At 42.4% G+C, this 14797-nt stretch carries 15 protein-coding genes; 6 read left to right on the forward strand and 9 right to left on the reverse strand.

The window, feature by feature from the left end:
- Positions 1 to 230: 230 nt before the first annotated feature.
- Complete coding sequence (locus tag DB520_RS27510) at positions 231 to 353, reverse strand: hypothetical protein (protein ID WP_262511331.1); 123 nt, start codon at positions 351 to 353, stop codon at positions 231 to 233.
- Positions 354 to 364: 11 nt separating this feature from the next.
- Positions 365 to 664 (reverse strand): hypothetical protein, encoded by a 300-nt coding sequence (locus tag DB520_RS27380; protein ID WP_232835116.1) that lies wholly within the window; start codon positions 662 to 664, stop codon positions 365 to 367.
- 429 nt (positions 665 to 1093) lie between these two features.
- Between DB520_RS27380 and DB520_RS26835 the strand changes: the two genes are divergently transcribed.
- From DB520_RS26835 to DB520_RS22745, 5 genes are all read left to right on the forward strand, one after another.
- Positions 1094 to 1291 carry a hypothetical protein gene (locus DB520_RS26835; RefSeq protein ID WP_157972211.1) on the forward strand — a complete coding sequence of 66 codons (198 nt, stop codon included), beginning with the start codon at positions 1094 to 1096 and terminating at the stop codon, positions 1289 to 1291.
- A 139-nt stretch (positions 1292 to 1430) separates the two neighbouring features.
- Complete coding sequence (locus tag DB520_RS22730; RefSeq protein ID WP_114752084.1) at positions 1431 to 2192, forward strand: class I SAM-dependent methyltransferase; 762 nt, start codon at positions 1431 to 1433, stop codon at positions 2190 to 2192.
- Positions 2193 to 2354: 162 nt separating this feature from the next.
- The gene (locus tag DB520_RS22735) at positions 2355 to 2861 is read left to right on the forward strand and encodes a hypothetical protein (protein ID WP_114752085.1); all 507 of its coding nucleotides are present in this window, start codon (positions 2355 to 2357) and stop codon (positions 2859 to 2861) included.
- A gap of 38 nt (positions 2862 to 2899) precedes the next feature.
- On the forward strand, positions 2900 to 3121 hold the full coding sequence (locus DB520_RS22740; RefSeq protein WP_114752086.1) for a UPF0175 family protein: 222 nt from the start codon (positions 2900 to 2902) through the stop codon (positions 3119 to 3121).
- Between the two features lie 421 nt (positions 3122 to 3542).
- On the forward strand, positions 3543 to 4100 hold the full coding sequence (locus tag DB520_RS22745) for a cupin domain-containing protein (protein ID WP_114752087.1): 558 nt from the start codon (positions 3543 to 3545) through the stop codon (positions 4098 to 4100).
- Between the two features lie 461 nt (positions 4101 to 4561).
- On the opposite strand, the gene DB520_RS22750 is transcribed toward DB520_RS22745, so the two are convergent.
- The 4 genes from DB520_RS22750 to DB520_RS22765 all read right to left on the reverse strand — a co-directional run bounded on the left by DB520_RS22750 (position 4562) and on the right by DB520_RS22765 (position 9965).
- Positions 4562 to 5506, reverse strand: coding sequence for a DUF5996 family protein (locus DB520_RS22750; RefSeq protein ID WP_232835118.1), 945 nt, complete (start codon positions 5504 to 5506; stop codon positions 4562 to 4564).
- 149 nt (positions 5507 to 5655) lie between these two features.
- On the reverse strand, positions 5656 to 8790 hold the full coding sequence (locus DB520_RS22755; RefSeq protein ID WP_114752088.1) for an AsmA-like C-terminal region-containing protein: 3135 nt from the start codon (positions 8788 to 8790) through the stop codon (positions 5656 to 5658).
- A 66-nt stretch (positions 8791 to 8856) separates the two neighbouring features.
- Positions 8857 to 9063: a hypothetical protein gene (locus DB520_RS22760; RefSeq protein ID WP_114752089.1), complete on the reverse strand. Its 207-nt coding sequence runs from the start codon at positions 9061 to 9063 to the stop codon at positions 8857 to 8859.
- Between the two features lie 455 nt (positions 9064 to 9518).
- Positions 9519 to 9965 carry a YybH family protein gene (locus DB520_RS22765; protein ID WP_157972213.1) on the reverse strand — a complete coding sequence of 149 codons (447 nt, stop codon included), beginning with the start codon at positions 9963 to 9965 and terminating at the stop codon, positions 9519 to 9521.
- Between the two features lie 468 nt (positions 9966 to 10433).
- On the opposite strand from DB520_RS22765, the gene DB520_RS22770 reads away from it, so the two are divergent.
- A complete protein-coding gene (locus DB520_RS22770) occupies positions 10434 to 11540 on the forward strand; it encodes a Gfo/Idh/MocA family protein (protein ID WP_114752091.1) in 1107 nt (368 codons plus the stop codon).
- A gap of 104 nt (positions 11541 to 11644) precedes the next feature.
- Here the strand turns inward: DB520_RS22770 and DB520_RS22775 are convergent, their stop codons facing one another.
- The 3 genes from DB520_RS22775 to DB520_RS22785 form a co-directional block, all read right to left on the reverse strand.
- Entirely contained in the window at positions 11645 to 12538 is an 894-nt protein-coding gene (locus tag DB520_RS22775) for an alpha/beta hydrolase (RefSeq protein ID WP_114752236.1), read from the reverse strand.
- 161 nt (positions 12539 to 12699) lie between these two features.
- Positions 12700 to 14034, reverse strand: coding sequence for a TolC family protein (locus tag DB520_RS22780; RefSeq protein WP_114752092.1), 1335 nt, complete (start codon positions 14032 to 14034; stop codon positions 12700 to 12702).
- 1 nt (position 14035) lies between these two features.
- Complete coding sequence (locus DB520_RS22785; RefSeq protein ID WP_114752093.1) at positions 14036 to 14710, reverse strand: ABC transporter ATP-binding protein; 675 nt, start codon at positions 14708 to 14710, stop codon at positions 14036 to 14038.
- Between the last annotated feature and the right edge of the window lie 87 nt (positions 14711 to 14797).

The raw sequence follows: 14797 nt of genomic DNA on the forward strand, positions 1-14797 counted from the left end.
TGATCAGGTTCCTGCCTAAAAGTGGCAGGCAGGTTTACGTTTCCGCTCAGGCTTCTTCTCCCGATCGCCATCGGGACCAGATACAGTAGCGAAGTCGGTTCCTCAGCCACTCGTCGATCTGTTTGAGTTTGGCCTGAATACTTACCAATCTGTCCTGACTCAGTCAGGGGCGGTAGTTGTTCACCCATCCCATCCAGACCTCCCTGAGTTTGCCAAGCCGTTCCTCGAAACTATACGGTCTGGTTTTCTTGGTAATCTGTTTGAGCTTGTGCTTGAGAGATTCCCAACTGCTCTTCTTCACCACCAATGCCACCCGCGGCCTGGCCCTTCGCTAAAAATGTCCATAGGGACATTTTCTTAACGCTCAGTCCTCCTTTAGACTCCTTCTGATATGTCGGGACAAATGCATGTCCCAGCAGTTCGAAGTTAGAGGGTCTTCGGATGCCGCAGCACTGCGTGCGCCCCCTTCGCACTCCCGTGCTCGGGCGTCCCTGGTGATGGGCAACCTGAGTTTGTCCCTCAAAAAGAGGTAAATCTCGTTACCCACCTTTCTGGCCTCCTTCTTTGATTTGGTGTAGATGCTGAAATCATCGGCATACCGGACGTACTTCAGGTTTCTCCTTTCCAGTTTCTTGTCCAGCACATCCAGCAGGATGTTACTCAATAAGGGGCTGAGCGGGGAGCCCTGAGGAACGCCTTTTATTCACTTGTGTTTGATTTTATCGGTGTTCATGAATTCCGCTATGCTCCATTTCTACGCCTGTGCAGTTTTCCGTTGATCTGGATGGGTGCACGCAGCCATTTTCGCCTGCCGCAGCCAAGGATGAGCCGCAGTGCCTGTCCCGCCAATGCGGGAGTGGTCGTGCATTTTACCCTTTGGTAGATGAGTTGGAGCAGGGTGCAGTGGTCGACTTCGTCAAAGAACCCTTTGAGGTCGATGTCCACAATGTCCTGATAGCCATGCTTCCCGCTGCCCGGCTCCTTGCACTCACGTGCTCGGTCCCTATTCGTTGGAACCGGGATTTGCAGTCTCGCTTCTAGTATATCCTGAGCCATCAGGGCTTCATTGTATGCCTCACGGCAAACGAGCCCTGTGGAAATACAGGGCGACTTACTAGCAGTCTTCACCAACTTGCCTGCAAAGGATGCCGTAATTCGTAGGCACAGGCTACCGATGGCGATCGGCACAGGCTACCGAAATGCTTCGGCACAGGTTTTCACCCTATGGAATATTTGGTATCTTCGATACCAGATGCCCATGGTGGGCACACACCTCACCTTGGATACATAGGGCGGTTCAGAGTAAAATGAAAGTTTACTATCTTTAAGAAGTTTGGAGAAAGTAGGAAGCGAAAGGCTCCGAAGGCCAGCAGTCTCCAAGCTGAATCCCGTTATGCACAATGGTATAAAACAACGATCGAAACAAGAAAATGGAAAATATAAAACGGAAAGAGTTTCAAAATTCCCTTGACCTAACAAGTGATGAACTTGAAAGATATATTCCTGAATTGCTAAAAGGACTTTGGGAACTTGGCAGTGTTCCTGAATATATTATTGAACTTATTGCCAGAAACGACTTGGGAAAAAACAAGAGTATTATTGACCTTGGTTGCGGTAAAGGTGCTGTTTTGGTAAAACTCGCTCAACGGTTTGACATAAAAGCTATTGGCGTTGACATAATTGTAGACTTCATTGAAGAAGCTAACATTTATGCAAAGAAATTTGCAGTTTCTGAAATGGTACAATTCAAAACAGAAAATATAATAGAAACACTAAAAACAACCACTAAACAAGACATTGTGATTTACGGATATGACTCTGACGTTTTAGGAGATTTGGTTAACACATTAAGACACCTGAAGAACTGTGTCAAGGAAGACGGTTACATTTTACTTGAATTTATGTTTGCAGAACAATTGACCGAAGAGATGGTAAACAACAAAGAAATGACAAATATTATAGAGCAAACAGGCTATCGAATATCGGACAGAATTGATTGGAACAGAGAAACATTAAAACAAACCAATAGACAAAATACGGAAGTCATTCAAGAGAATGTGAAACGATTAATCTCTCTATATCCTGACAAGGAAGAAATTTTCAATGAATACTTACAAAATCAGATTGACGAATGTGAAGAACTAGAAAATGAATATATCTGCACGACACTTTTACTTAGACAAAAAAACTAATGTCCATAACACACCTTGGATCCATCTGGGGGTCCCGGTAAAGATTTTGTTTTGTACTTTTAATAATATCCGTTCAGAAAAGAAAGGGTAAGGCTCCGGAAGAACCCACCGTGTCCAAGCCGAATCCCGTGTGTGCAAAATTAGAAAGACCATGTGCAAAATATGGTTACAATGATTTTATTGATGACATTCAATAATTTGAATGCTCAAACTGATGAACAAATAATAAATGAAATCCTCTTCGACCTGTTTGGTTTTCATCAGGACACAATCTTTATGGAAAACATAATAACAAAAACTTACTTTTGGTATGACTCAGTTTCGTTTGAGAAGGCAACCGGATTAACAGTTCCTTCAAGGGTTATTTCTGAATGGAATAATAATGAAGAAAATCAAGACTTTAGTGCCCAATGGAAGGTGCAATATTTCAACAAAATTGACACATTGTTTTTAGATAAAGATACAGTGATAGGCAAAAAGCCACTTTTCAAATGTTTATCAAAACTAGAGATTGACCAATTATTTGAACAAACTAACAAACGACAAAATATTTACTCAATAAGTAAAATACTATTCGATAACTCAAAAGAGAAAGCCCGATTAAGATCAAAAGGGTTGATGATAAGCGATTTTTATCTATTATTAAGCTCCAGCAAAATAATGTTTTAAAATGAAGTCGATATCCTGAATTTTGATAAATTTAAACTATGAAGCATTTAACTTTACCTGATCATCTTGACCTGGATGAGAGGGAGACAAAAAGATTCCTCGCGGCAAAAATGTATGAATCCGGAAGGCTGTCACTCGGTCAGGCCGCAGAATTGGCTGGGTTGTCAAAAGTGGCATTTTCGGAGATTTTGGCTGATTATGATGTTTCTTTAATCAACTATCCACCTTGGGATATTCCAAAAGATGCAGCACAATTCTGATAGTATCCTTTCAGATACCAGCTGTTTAATAATTTTGGATAAAATTGATGTACTAAAAGGTAGAAAAGTCGCTGAAAACAAGAAAGAGGACACAATGTGAATTACACAATAAAATAAAACTACGATCAAATTTTCTTGCAGAATGTCCAAGGACCGCATGGTAGTTTTCAGATTGTCTCGAATCCTTAAAGTGACGATAGCCCAAAGGCCACACAGGCATACACTTTAATGCCCACAAAAAGTTTTGTTTTCTTGAAAAGTATAGTGGGTAATTTTGATATTTAGGCGGGAAGTGATATATTGTGTAAAACAGGTTTTTCACTCAAAGTTTTAGGCGCTGCACCAAGCCTACACCTAAAGCGGAAATCTAGGCAGTAAAAAGTAGGTGTGGTTGTCAAACGTAAATAACCGGAACTACGTCATGCCAACCAAAGGACAAATATTACTCGACAACTTTACTGGAGATACAATTGAATTCATCGAAACTTCTTCAGATACGAATGGAGAAAGGGTTACTTTAAAAGTGACCTTAAAAAGCAAAGGTCAAACTGTAGATGATCATATCCATATTTTACAAGACGAAACTTTTAAAGTTTTATCAGGTAGAATGACCTATCTCAGAGACGGGGAGAAGAACTACATAAGTGCTGGAGAAGAAGTTGTTTTACCCAAAAAAAAACCTCATAACCACTACAATACTTCTGATGAACCAGCAGTATTTATCCAAACTATAACACCAGGAATAGATGTGGATTTATTTATCGAAAACCTATTTGGAATGATAAATGATTGTAAAGTCAAAGAGGGTAAATTACCATTTTTACAAGCTATGGTAACCGCAAGGTATTTGGAAAGCCCGTCAAGGCTTGCAGCAATACCTATGGGACTGCAAAATGTGTTAATAAATACCATAGGACCGATAGCAAGGATGTTTGGGTATAGAGCCATTTATAAAAAATATACAGGAATTGAAAAATAACTAAAATCAATACATAGACCATCCTATAGCGGATGAACCTGACGCATGTCCCCCTTGCTATACTGCTTGCCGCAGGCTGAGCGTTTCATTGAACCGCTTTTGCATCGCATGGAACGCATGTACCCACCGTAGACAAACAGAGTGATTTTGTCTCTGGGTTTTGAGGTTATCAAAACTCTTCACATGCACCAATGCACTCACAGCCCCTAATTACGTAATACGGTATAAATGACATTTCCATGGACGAGGGCAGGTAGTGAAAATTATAGTAAATTGAACGGGAAATTAAAGCCCATTGAGATAACTGACTTATAATTAAGGGATTAGCTTTACAACTATGCGTTTGTCTTTTATTTTGGTTTAATGGACTATGGGAAAGCATGGAGAGACAATTCATCCAAGGAAGATGGACAAATGCCACAGTGGCTGATAACATCTATTACATAAATTTTCCTTATCCCTTAAAGGGCTCCGGGCCTACCTCCTCTACTTTCTAGCGCATTCTGATTCCAGTTACCATTTACTGCTGCTGCCTGATAAGTAGTCTTAAGAAAACGCAGCAGTGTTTCATCCGGGTTTGAAGAGCTTCTTACCGACTCATATGGAAGTATATATTCCCCAAGTTCCGTATGATAAAAGGCTGCATCTGGCTCAATTGCTTCCGTGCGGAACCCTTCCGGCTCGGGATATGCATAGGCGTAAAAGGCCGGCTCACCTAGCCCGGTTCCTGGCCAAAAACCGGCGCTTGACAACTCATGGGAATACCCTTCTTCTGCAACCCAATCCGGGCAGTTTGGAATACCACCAGGATGCTTTGGGGCAAGCCGACCGGAAAAACGGGTCACCGCCAGGTCAAATGCTCCCCAGAAGAAATGAACCGGACTCACTTTGCCCAAAAAGTCAGCCCTGAAACGAGAGAAAACCCTGTGAATGTGCGTCAGGGCCAACCAAAAGCGGTGCATTGGTTCAGCGTCATAGTTGGCGTGGGTGGTATCATCGGGGAAGGCAGTGATCGGGTCGGGGATTTCCACTGGTTTTGTGTAAATAGTGGTGGTGATATTTAGTTCCTGGAGTTTGTCCATCGTCTGGTGATAGAAATCTGCCACGGACAATGACTTCAGCTCAAAGGAAACCCGACTTCCGTTTACTGTGCTAATCTCCAATCGATGGTCAATAAAGTTGAACTCGATTTCGAATCCTCCCGAGGGGTGCGGGATCAGGGAGGTGGTCAAGCCGCGTGAGGAGACATACAGCGTCACATGCCAGGAATGGTTAACCCAAGGCGTATTTTCCAGCCGGATCTTCCCGATGATCTGGGACCAAAGGTGTACCGTATCGAGTGTTTCCTGCCATTTGGATGGTTCCTGAAGCTTAGGCCAGGCAGGGCGGATATTTTGATTCATCATAAATTGGACGTTGTGTTTTTTAACCTCAGTGTAGGTAGTTTGGTTCGACCCTTTCAAAATCCTGTTGCCAAATTTCCCATTCCGGGGATAGTAATCATTACATCCTTCGATATTAAGAATGTTTTTGGACAAAACCAGCCTTGAAGGAACTACTTCCTAAACCTACCCAAAGTAACCCTAAAATCATCTGGCTTTCCCTGCATATTTATATTTATAAACCTCACTCTAGCTGAGGTATCTCTAATCACAATAGCATCTTCTTGATCAGGGTCTACCTCCTCTCGAGACCTTCCCCCAAACAAGGACCTAAAACCGATTCGGGTAACCAGGCTTAGGGGGAGGCGAATGGTAAGATCCATTTCCTTATCTAAGCTCTGCCTGCCTGAAATTTCCATAAACCCAAGACTGGAATTTATATTCATACGAGGAATATGCAGCACTGCTCCTTTGAGGTCAAAGGTATTGGATAGGGTATCAAACCTTACCCTACGCAGGTTTCTATCCGCAAAATAATCGGATAAGGATAAAAATGGAGAGAAATTCACCAGGGTTCCCTCATATACCGTAAGGTCCATTTTGGCTTCGGACTTTTCAATTATTGGCGTGAGGTCAGGGTAAATCCTAAATTTTCCATCTATGGTGCCAGAGACTCTACCCTTTAAGTTTTCATTGATGAGCACGTCCTGACCGAAGTTTTCAAATTTGAACAACAATTTATCTAAGTCCACTTGGTCTGCCACTATCCTAGAGTGCAGGTAAATCTCCTCAGGATCACTTCCATTTAAATACCCCCTGAGCCCCAAGCTTCCATTGGCGACCTTAAGTCCCAAGGTATCGAGGTGGAGAAAATGATTAGGTGTTGTTCTAAGCTCCGCCCTCACCTGCTCCAACCAATACCTGTGGTAATTCAGCTTTGCTATATCGGCCTTGAATTCCATGTCTCTAAAAGGTAGTTTGAACACATTGGATGCTTCGGCATGATTGGTGTCCTCCTCCCCCTCATATCCCTTGAACCCCATAAGGGCGTCCAAGTCCAATGCCTTGGCACGGAAATGAAAAAAATCCTTTTTGGTTTTCTTTTCTTTTTCGAGGCTCAGCCCCAGGTCAAAGTCAAATTCAGATACCCCCATTTTGCCGCCGAAGTTCTCTATGCTTAAGTAGGAATTCTCCCATTTTACCTTTCCTTTAAACCCCTCCAGTTTTAGCGGATGGCGTTGGGTACGTCCGCTAAGGTTTTCTAACAAAAGCTCGGAGGATGGTAGACCATCCTGGAGTTCCAAAGTAGCTTTACCACTGATGTCAAGTGAGGAAAAGTATTCTTCGGCCCAGGACTTAGGTAAATAATTAACCCCATTGTAGGTCAAAAGGTCATTGATCAGTAGTTTATTGGATTGCATCTTCCAAGAAATGCTCGAAAACCCGGCAAATTCCTCTCTGAGCCATTTGGGGTAATTTTCCATGGAAAGTTGAAAATTAAAGTCCGATTGGTCGATTTGTCCACTGAGCTTTTTCACTTCCAAGTTATCTTCTTCGATCTCCAATTCAAGGTTCAGGTCGTGAAATTTGTGCGGGTAGTTTTCCAGCATGGCGTTCAACCCCCTGATCTGAAAAATACCCTTGGGAAGGTACTCGAAATTAAACAGCTCGTCAGCCATAGAAGCAACACCTAACTCAAACCTTAGGTCTCGGATTTTCTCTTTTTTTTCTGCATTCAGGAGGAGTTCCGGCAGGTGAAGATGTGAAGATTTGGTGGTCAAAGAAAAATTAACGGGTTTTGGAAGCCGATGAAGCATAGCAGGAAAGTCACTAATCTGACCCTTGAAATTAAAGTCCGACTTCCCGATCCGGAAGTACAGACTGTCCAGACTGAACTCTCCTGCCCTCAATATGGCATTAGCATTGACACCTTGAATAAGGTGAGGGTAATCCCTAAGGGAAAAATTCAAATCCTTCAAAGACAAGGTGGACTGTAAACTTCGCTTCGCAGTAGCCATATCCAAGGCAGATGCCTCCAGTTCCACAAGTTCATCAAAATCCATGTCCACAATTACTTTACCGCTGATTCCTTGAAACTTGTCCAAGCCAAAGAAATCCCCCACAAAACCTAAGTCTATATCGGCCTTCAATTTAACCTTTACATGAGGTTCTTCGAAGTTTCTTATGACCAAATCCCCCTGAAAATTTCCTTGTTCAGGTTTGGCATTAAAATTTTGAACATGCAATTCGGATGTTTTGAGACTCTGTTCCTCCCCATTGGTAAAGAAACCAAAAAACCTAAGCTCATCTACTTTAAGATTATTGTCCGTTCTCTGGAAAAAGGCATTTTCACATCCGAATTCCGCACTCACTGCGGGTAATACTCCCTCAGCGATCATTCCTCTGATGCCACCCCTGAAAAACACCTCCCCTTCATTCCTGTAAGCATTCAAGGCCTCGGCTGTCCCTTCGGGCAAAAAAGCAGCGAATAAATTAAAATCAGGCTTTTGACCTTCCACCCGGACATCTACATCCAAGCCATTATCTAAAACTCCAACAATGCCTGAGGCTGCGAACAAAGCTTCTTCCAACTGTATGCGGGAGGGTTCAATATTTATTTTCTCTTCCTGGGTATGATAATTTAAATTCAGGGCCAGTCGAACTTGCTTGTTGGAAAAGAAGGTGGTATCCTCCCTAATTAGGACATTTACCTTGAATTCAGCATCTACCTCAAGTGCAAGGACATCATCTCGCTTACGCATACTTGCCCCCCAATAATCTATAGCAAGCAGATATGCAGAAGCATCCAAGTGATTTTTATAGGAAACCGTGAAATTTGATACTTTTGCTTTAGCTAGGGCAAAGTCCACTATACCTTCACTCTCTGAGTTCTTTTTCTCTATACCCTTGGCTGCAAGCAGGTTAAACTCTCCATTAGGATTTTTAACCACATCTAGATGCCCATCACTTATTAGAACGCTCTTAATCTTATGATTTCCTTCGATGATGTCCCAAAAATTAAAACCTAAATAAAGATGGCCGGCTTTGTAAAAGGGTCTGCTGTCCATTAATTTGGTTTCATAAAAAGCCACATCCCTCAAGTCTATGGATATATAGGGGAAGTTCTGAAATAGGGATACTCTGCTTTTTTCAACTGTAAGTTGACCTGTAAATTGTCTGTTGGCCATTTCAAGTGCCTTCTTTGTAAGAGTTTCCTGTTGAATGGTAAGTAGTGCAACTGCGAAAGCCAATACGATCGCGAATAGCAGAAAAATCGAAATTGATATCCTTAGGAGCCAAGCTTTCATGGGTTAAAGAAATTTCTAACAGAAACGTAGTACCCCATATAGATGGTTGCCGTCTTCGCAAAAAATTTAGTGCTTTCCCCCCTTACCTATCAGAAAACTGTTTCTCCAGACGCTCTCTATCCCAATGAGCGCTATCTGCTGCTGCAGCATAGCTGCATTGGGGAAACTTCCATAAGGTTTCAGATGAGATACCAGATTGTTGGACCTTCTTGTAGGGTAGGATAAATTTTCTAGACCTTCTTCACAATAGGCAGATTCCGGATTTATCTTCAAAGATTAAAACCTTCAGGTTGTGGAGTAATGATACATTTGATAGAATAGAGCCATTGGAATAATAGGACAAGAATAACAACACTTAAATTGCTGGAAAAAAAGAAAGTTCACTTCAACTACAGTGACTTTACGGAGAAAACAATCGATTTCACACCATTTTTTTGAAAAGATAAATTAAAATAGGTAAACCACTGTCTGGTCCTGCATATTTTCACAAAGGTAAGCTTTATGAGTACAGGCGGGGGGATTATTGGCCAAATGATAAGGATTATTGCCCTGACTTCCTAAGGCAATATCAACCAGAAGCAGAAATGACTGGAATAAGTAAGCACGGCAGGCAGGTAATCGGGTATAGGACCCCATCAGGATTCTCTGATGGGGTGCTTCCTGGCTTATTGCATTGCAAGTTGATTTCTGAGATAGTTAGAAGGCATCCATTCCTAACCTTTTTTCTGCTAGTCGTGATCCAGCGGGCTGGTGATCATACTTACCAATTTCCATTGTCCACTCACCTTACGAAGGTTCCGAACCTCATAAGATTTGATCTCTGTATCCGCCAGTTTAAGGTGTTGGACATATACTGCGAAGGCCTGGTCTCCATTAATGGAAATATCAAAATCAGAATTCGATAAAGTTACTTTTCCAGGATCTGGATTTGACTCCATATATTCCTTGATGGATTGGCTGATTTCCTCCCAGTTATTGGATCTCATTCCACTACTAGTCACTAAAAAATTAACATTGCTATTGTGGTCCCAGTGACTGGCCCAGGCATTATAGTCCCGGTTAAAAAAAGAGGTGGTTTCACCTTTAAGGGCATTTTTGATGGCTTCTTCTTCTGAGGTTTGGGCCAAAAGCAATGTGACCAAAAACAGTAAGGCAATCGTGAATGTGGTTTTCATAATAATAAGGTTAAAGGTGGGTATAGACATTCTTGTTAAAAGGCGGATACATAAGCATTACAGGAACTCAAGTAAACCCCTTGTCACATTCAAGCAAGCATTTACCACCCTGAATCTGTGTAGTGATATTTGGTGTTAGATGCTTGAATTTCTGTGAAAGTGTACGTTGCATTAGCTTTGCTTTCCCTTGAAAACCCTAAAAAGTAATTCCAATGCGGATATAGTCTCCAAAGACCTTGATAACTAGAAAACCTGCATTCCAAGCAAGCACTTCAAAGTTAACTTTCGTATAACTTACAAATTATAGAATAAATATAGCAATTAAATACATAAAACAAAATTTTTATGTAAAAAAATCTAATCTTTACCTATTTTTTGTAAAGGATCATGGATAGAGCAATATTGTTGCCGAATAGGGTTCTTACTTAAATTACTGGAAATATTGTATTTTTATAAAAACAACATCATATGCTTAAAATAGGAATCATTGGTTGTGGTATGATCGCAGAATTCGGCCATATACCTGCCATTCAAAAAGTTGCTGGGTTTCAGCTTTATGCCCTTTATGACCATGATTTCTCAAGGGCCACCCATCTTCAGCAACAGTTCCATGTCCCCCATGCATACCCCTCGGAAGAAGAGTTCTTTTCTTCTGGTATCGACGCGGTAGTCATTTGTACCCCTGCTCCCATCCATTACAAAAACGTAATGGATGCCGCCAAGCATAAAAAGCATGTTTTATGTGAAAAGCCCCTAGGTATGAGTGAGAAAGAAATGCTGGAAATGGAAAAAGTTATGAAAGATGCCGGACTGATGTTATTCACAGGGTTCAATTACAGGTTCAGCCAAAGCGCCATGGATATACACCGACTGATAAGTGAAAAGGCCATTGGGGAGGTGAGGCTGTTACGACTTATTTATAACTGGCACCTGCATGGCAAGTGGGAATGGAATGAAAATGGGGAAAGGGTGGACAGCGCCCTCAGGGTGGGAAGGATGAAAGAGGGAGGCCCAATGGTGGACTGTGGGGTTCACCAGATCGATCTTGCCCGATGGTGGTTAAACTCTGAAGTAGAGTGGCAGCATGGAATTGGGGTTTGGTTGGATACCTATGAGGCACCGGATCATATGTACCTTCACATGGCACATAAATGCGGGGCTCACTCCATGGTGGAAATGAGTTTTTCCTACAACACCACCTCTAAGGAACCAAGAACCCATTTTCAATATGAGATAATCGGTACTGACGGGGTGATAAGGTACAATAGAGAGGAGCATTCCTTTGAACTGAGAAACTCCCATGGTACCCAACATCTTCCATGGCATCCTGAAAAAAGTTTTACCGGGATGTACTTGGAGCTTTTAAAAGCCTTGCAAACGGGAACCACAGGAGATATGCCAACGGCGGATGATGGTATCAAAGCCACTAAAATTGCCAAAGCTGCAACTGACCAGGCCATCAGAGAGAGGGATACGCCTAGTATAGGTTGCCCATCCTCCAAAGTCCGGGCTGAACAGGGAAGACTTTACAATGAAGAGGTGCCCATGGATTTTATAGATGCGGTAGAAGAATAAGATTTGGGAAATTAACTTTGCTTACCATGAATAATTACAACTTCAAAAAACGACACCTATTTTCAGGTCCACATCTACTTGGGTCGTTGCTGATAATGACAGGTTTAGTTTAGCGTATACTTTTTGAAAATTGATGGATCAACTGGTTTAAAAAGTAACGTTGAAAACATATACAGCCCATTTTTCCATACCTTGAAATCATGACCTCCGGGTTCCACATAATAGATATGGGGCACTTCTTGCTGTTCGAGATAAGTATGGGTGCGCTCACTAAACGGGATCAACCTATCCTCATCTCCACAAGAAATCCACAAAACCTTAAGCATTTCACTGGTTTCCTCTGGATCGGGTACCAGTATTTCTGGCTCCTTGGTATTGGGTGCAGGGGAAAAAGCACCCACATAAGCAAATTCAGAGAGGTTGCCAAGCCCGAAATTCAGGGATTGGCCTCCACCCATGGATAGCCCTGCAAGGGCACGGCTTTCCCTGTCTGCTAAGACTGGGTAATTTTCCTCAATAAAAGGAATAAGGTCATCCAATAGGTCCCTTTCAAAGGTGGCGAAGGCCTCGACCTTGTCGGGATCCATGATGTTTCCCATGGCACTATCCTCCTTCATTGCCCTCCCATTGGGCATTACCACTATCATAGGTTCTACCTTTTCATCTGCGTACAAATTGTCCAAAATGATATGTGGAGTTCCACCTTTTAACCACTCTTCTTCATCGCCTCCTATACCGTGCAGAAGGTATAAAACGGGATAGTCGTTGGATGCGGAATAAGATGGTGGCGTATAGACAAATGCCCTTCGTGTGGTGTCCACGGTTGTGGAGAAATAGGAAATCGTGTCGATTTTTCCCCGCACTATCCCTATTCTCTCTTGATCAAAACCAAGGGGAGCCTCTTTGTCGATTTTCTGTCCAAAACCTTTGTATATAAACAGAAATGTAAGCAAGATTAAAACGGTATGTTTTAAAAATAAATAACGAAGATGGTTCATTGGGTAAATAATTAGGTTTAATAGGCCAAATAACAACATACAGAAATACCTAACTAGGCATGGCTGCCGGTTATTTTTCCAATTTAACTCAAAAAACCCAAATTTAGAAAAATTGCAGAGGGGTACATACCTTATATTTTGGGAATAAACCTGAGTACTACTTACAAATCCACCTCCAATATCCCCAAAGCAAACCTTAACATCACTTCCTGAAAATAAAGAGTGAATTGGGCCTGTGCATAGGCGGACTGTGCGGTCACCAGTTGTTGGTTGGCCTGGGAAAGGTCCACAAAGTTGGAAACACCCAGTCTAAACCGCTCAGAAATAGCCTGCTGGGCTTCATCAGCGGCAGACAACTGCACTTTTGTGGCCTCCTCGCGCTTGATGGCTGCCCTGTAATTTTCATAGGCAAGTTTGGTCTCTTGTGCCACCCGCCTTTCTAATGCCCCCCTTTCAAGTTGTTGGTTTTGGAGACTTACCTTTCTCCTGGCCACCTCCACCTTGTTGCTGAAGTTATTGAAAATCGGGATATTGAGCGAGAACCCGTAGGTCCTTCTTGGATAAATGATAGCCAATTGATCTCGAATCCCCCTTTCGTCCAGAGAGGTAAAAAAAGTGTTGTAATTAAAAAAAGCATTAAGTTGAGGGAGCATTGCTGACCTCGATGCTGCCAGCATTTTGTGGTTCCCTTCTTCTAGTAGCTTTTGCTGTGCCAAATCGGGACGGTTTTCATAGGCCAAATCATACAATTCCTCCAAATCCCTTCCAAAAAACATGCTCTCCACCTTCTCCATTTTCACGGGAGTCAGCAAGGGCACTTGGTTGGGTTCCAGTTGAAGGGTTTCGGCAAGTTCCCAAAGGTCAGTCTCCCACTGAATTTTGGCCTCGAGGGCAACAGTTTCCAATCTTGCCACTTCAGACTGCTGATTATACAGGTCGGAAAGCGTCCTCAACCCTGCCTCCACAAAGCCCTCAATCTGTTCCAATTGTTTTTTTTGATTTTCAAGGTTTTCTAAGGCTATCCGGTATAATTCCTCATCGAGCAATACCTGGAGGTATTGCTGGGAAACATTGAACGTAAGTTCTTGGGATGCCCTGGATAACCCGTGTTTACCAGCCTCTTCAAAATACTGGCTGGCTTTTGTGGTTTTAATCCTTAACCCTCCATTATACACAGGCATCCGGGCATTTAATCCACCCTCTATGATGTTGTTCACTTGATTGACTACTATCAACTGCCCCTCTACTTGCTGGAATTGTTGACCTCTGGTTTGTAATGCGGCAGTATTCACATTTAAGTCGGGGAGATGGCTAAGTTGGGCATTCCTTCTTTCCATAGTCAGCAGATCCTGTTGGTTTTGCAAGGTAAGAAGGTTCACGTTTTTACTTAAACCATGCTTAACTGCCTGGTCAAATGTAAAAGGAATGGTGTCCTGGGCAAAATTTTTCCCCAAAACACAACCCATCAGCACGCATATGATCAGTGGCTTTTTCATTCTATATTGCGATATACTTGTCAATTTTACCATCCAGCATTTCAATCAACCGAGTCCCGAATTCTGCATTTTCCCTTGCATGGGTGGCTTGAATAATGGTGGTACCCTCCTTGTTCAATTCCCTGAACACCTCCATGATTTCCTTGGCCTGTGTGGAATGCAAATTGCCCGTGGGCTCATCCGCCAGCAATACCCTGGGTTTGCCGGCAATGGCCCTGGCTATTCCCACCAATTGCTGCTGCCCACCAGACAGCTGTTCTGGAAATAGATCCTTTTTAGCAACCATGTTAAATCTGTCCAGCAAGTCGGCAATGATGCTTTTTCTTTCGGATCCTGACACATTCCTGTAAAGCAAGGGGGTTTCAATGTTTTCGTAAACTGTAAGTTCATCGATCAGATGATACGCCTGAAAAATATAGCCAAATTCGGACTTATGAAGTGCTGACCTATGCCTGTCTTTCATGCTATGGATGGGTTTTTCATCGAAAAAATAATGCCCCTCATATTCCTCATCCAACAGGCCTATGATATTGAGCAAGGTGGACTTACCTACTCCCGATGGCCCCATCAAGGTCACAAATTCTCCCTGTTCAATGCTAAGGTCAATTCCCTTTAGAATAAAAACCCGTTGAAAGCGGGATTCTATGTACTTGTCTATTTGTGCTAGTCGTATCATTTTAAAAATTTATTTGTTCATTTTCTGGTGGTGAATTTCGCGAGAATTTCTTCTTATTTGCCGAATTTTACCCTCCAATTCTTCTTC

The organism is Pleomorphovibrio marinus, from assembly GCF_003347495.1.
GTDB classification, from domain to species: domain Bacteria; phylum Bacteroidota; class Bacteroidia; order Cytophagales; family Cyclobacteriaceae; genus Pleomorphovibrio; species Pleomorphovibrio marinus.

Coding starts and splice junctions, on each gene's coding strand:
- DB520_RS22770 (WP_114752091.1), top strand. CDS start 10,434: ATGCTTAAAATAGGAATCATTGGTTGTGGTATGATCGCAGAATTCGGC.
- DB520_RS27510 (WP_262511331.1), bottom strand. CDS start 353: ATGTCCCTATGGACATTTTTAGCGAAGGGCCAGGCCGCGGGTGGCATT.
- DB520_RS22775 (WP_114752236.1), bottom strand. CDS start 12,538: ATGAACCATCTTCGTTATTTATTTTTAAAACATACCGTTTTAATCTTG.
- DB520_RS22765 (WP_157972213.1), bottom strand. CDS start 9,965: ATGAAAACCACATTCACGATTGCCTTACTGTTTTTGGTCACATTGCTT.
- DB520_RS22735 (WP_114752085.1), top strand. CDS start 2,355: ATGGTTACAATGATTTTATTGATGACATTCAATAATTTGAATGCTCAA.
- DB520_RS22745 (WP_114752087.1), top strand. CDS start 3,543: ATGCCAACCAAAGGACAAATATTACTCGACAACTTTACTGGAGATACA.
- DB520_RS22780 (WP_114752092.1), bottom strand. CDS start 14,034: ATGAAAAAGCCACTGATCATATGCGTGCTGATGGGTTGTGTTTTGGGG.
- DB520_RS22730 (WP_114752084.1), top strand. CDS start 1,431: ATGGAAAATATAAAACGGAAAGAGTTTCAAAATTCCCTTGACCTAACA.
- DB520_RS22740 (WP_114752086.1), top strand. CDS start 2,900: ATGAAGCATTTAACTTTACCTGATCATCTTGACCTGGATGAGAGGGAG.
- DB520_RS22750 (WP_232835118.1), bottom strand. CDS start 5,506: ATGATGAATCAAAATATCCGCCCTGCCTGGCCTAAGCTTCAGGAACCA.
- DB520_RS22755 (WP_114752088.1), bottom strand. CDS start 8,790: ATGAAAGCTTGGCTCCTAAGGATATCAATTTCGATTTTTCTGCTATTC.
- DB520_RS22785 (WP_114752093.1), bottom strand. CDS start 14,710: ATGATACGACTAGCACAAATAGACAAGTACATAGAATCCCGCTTTCAA.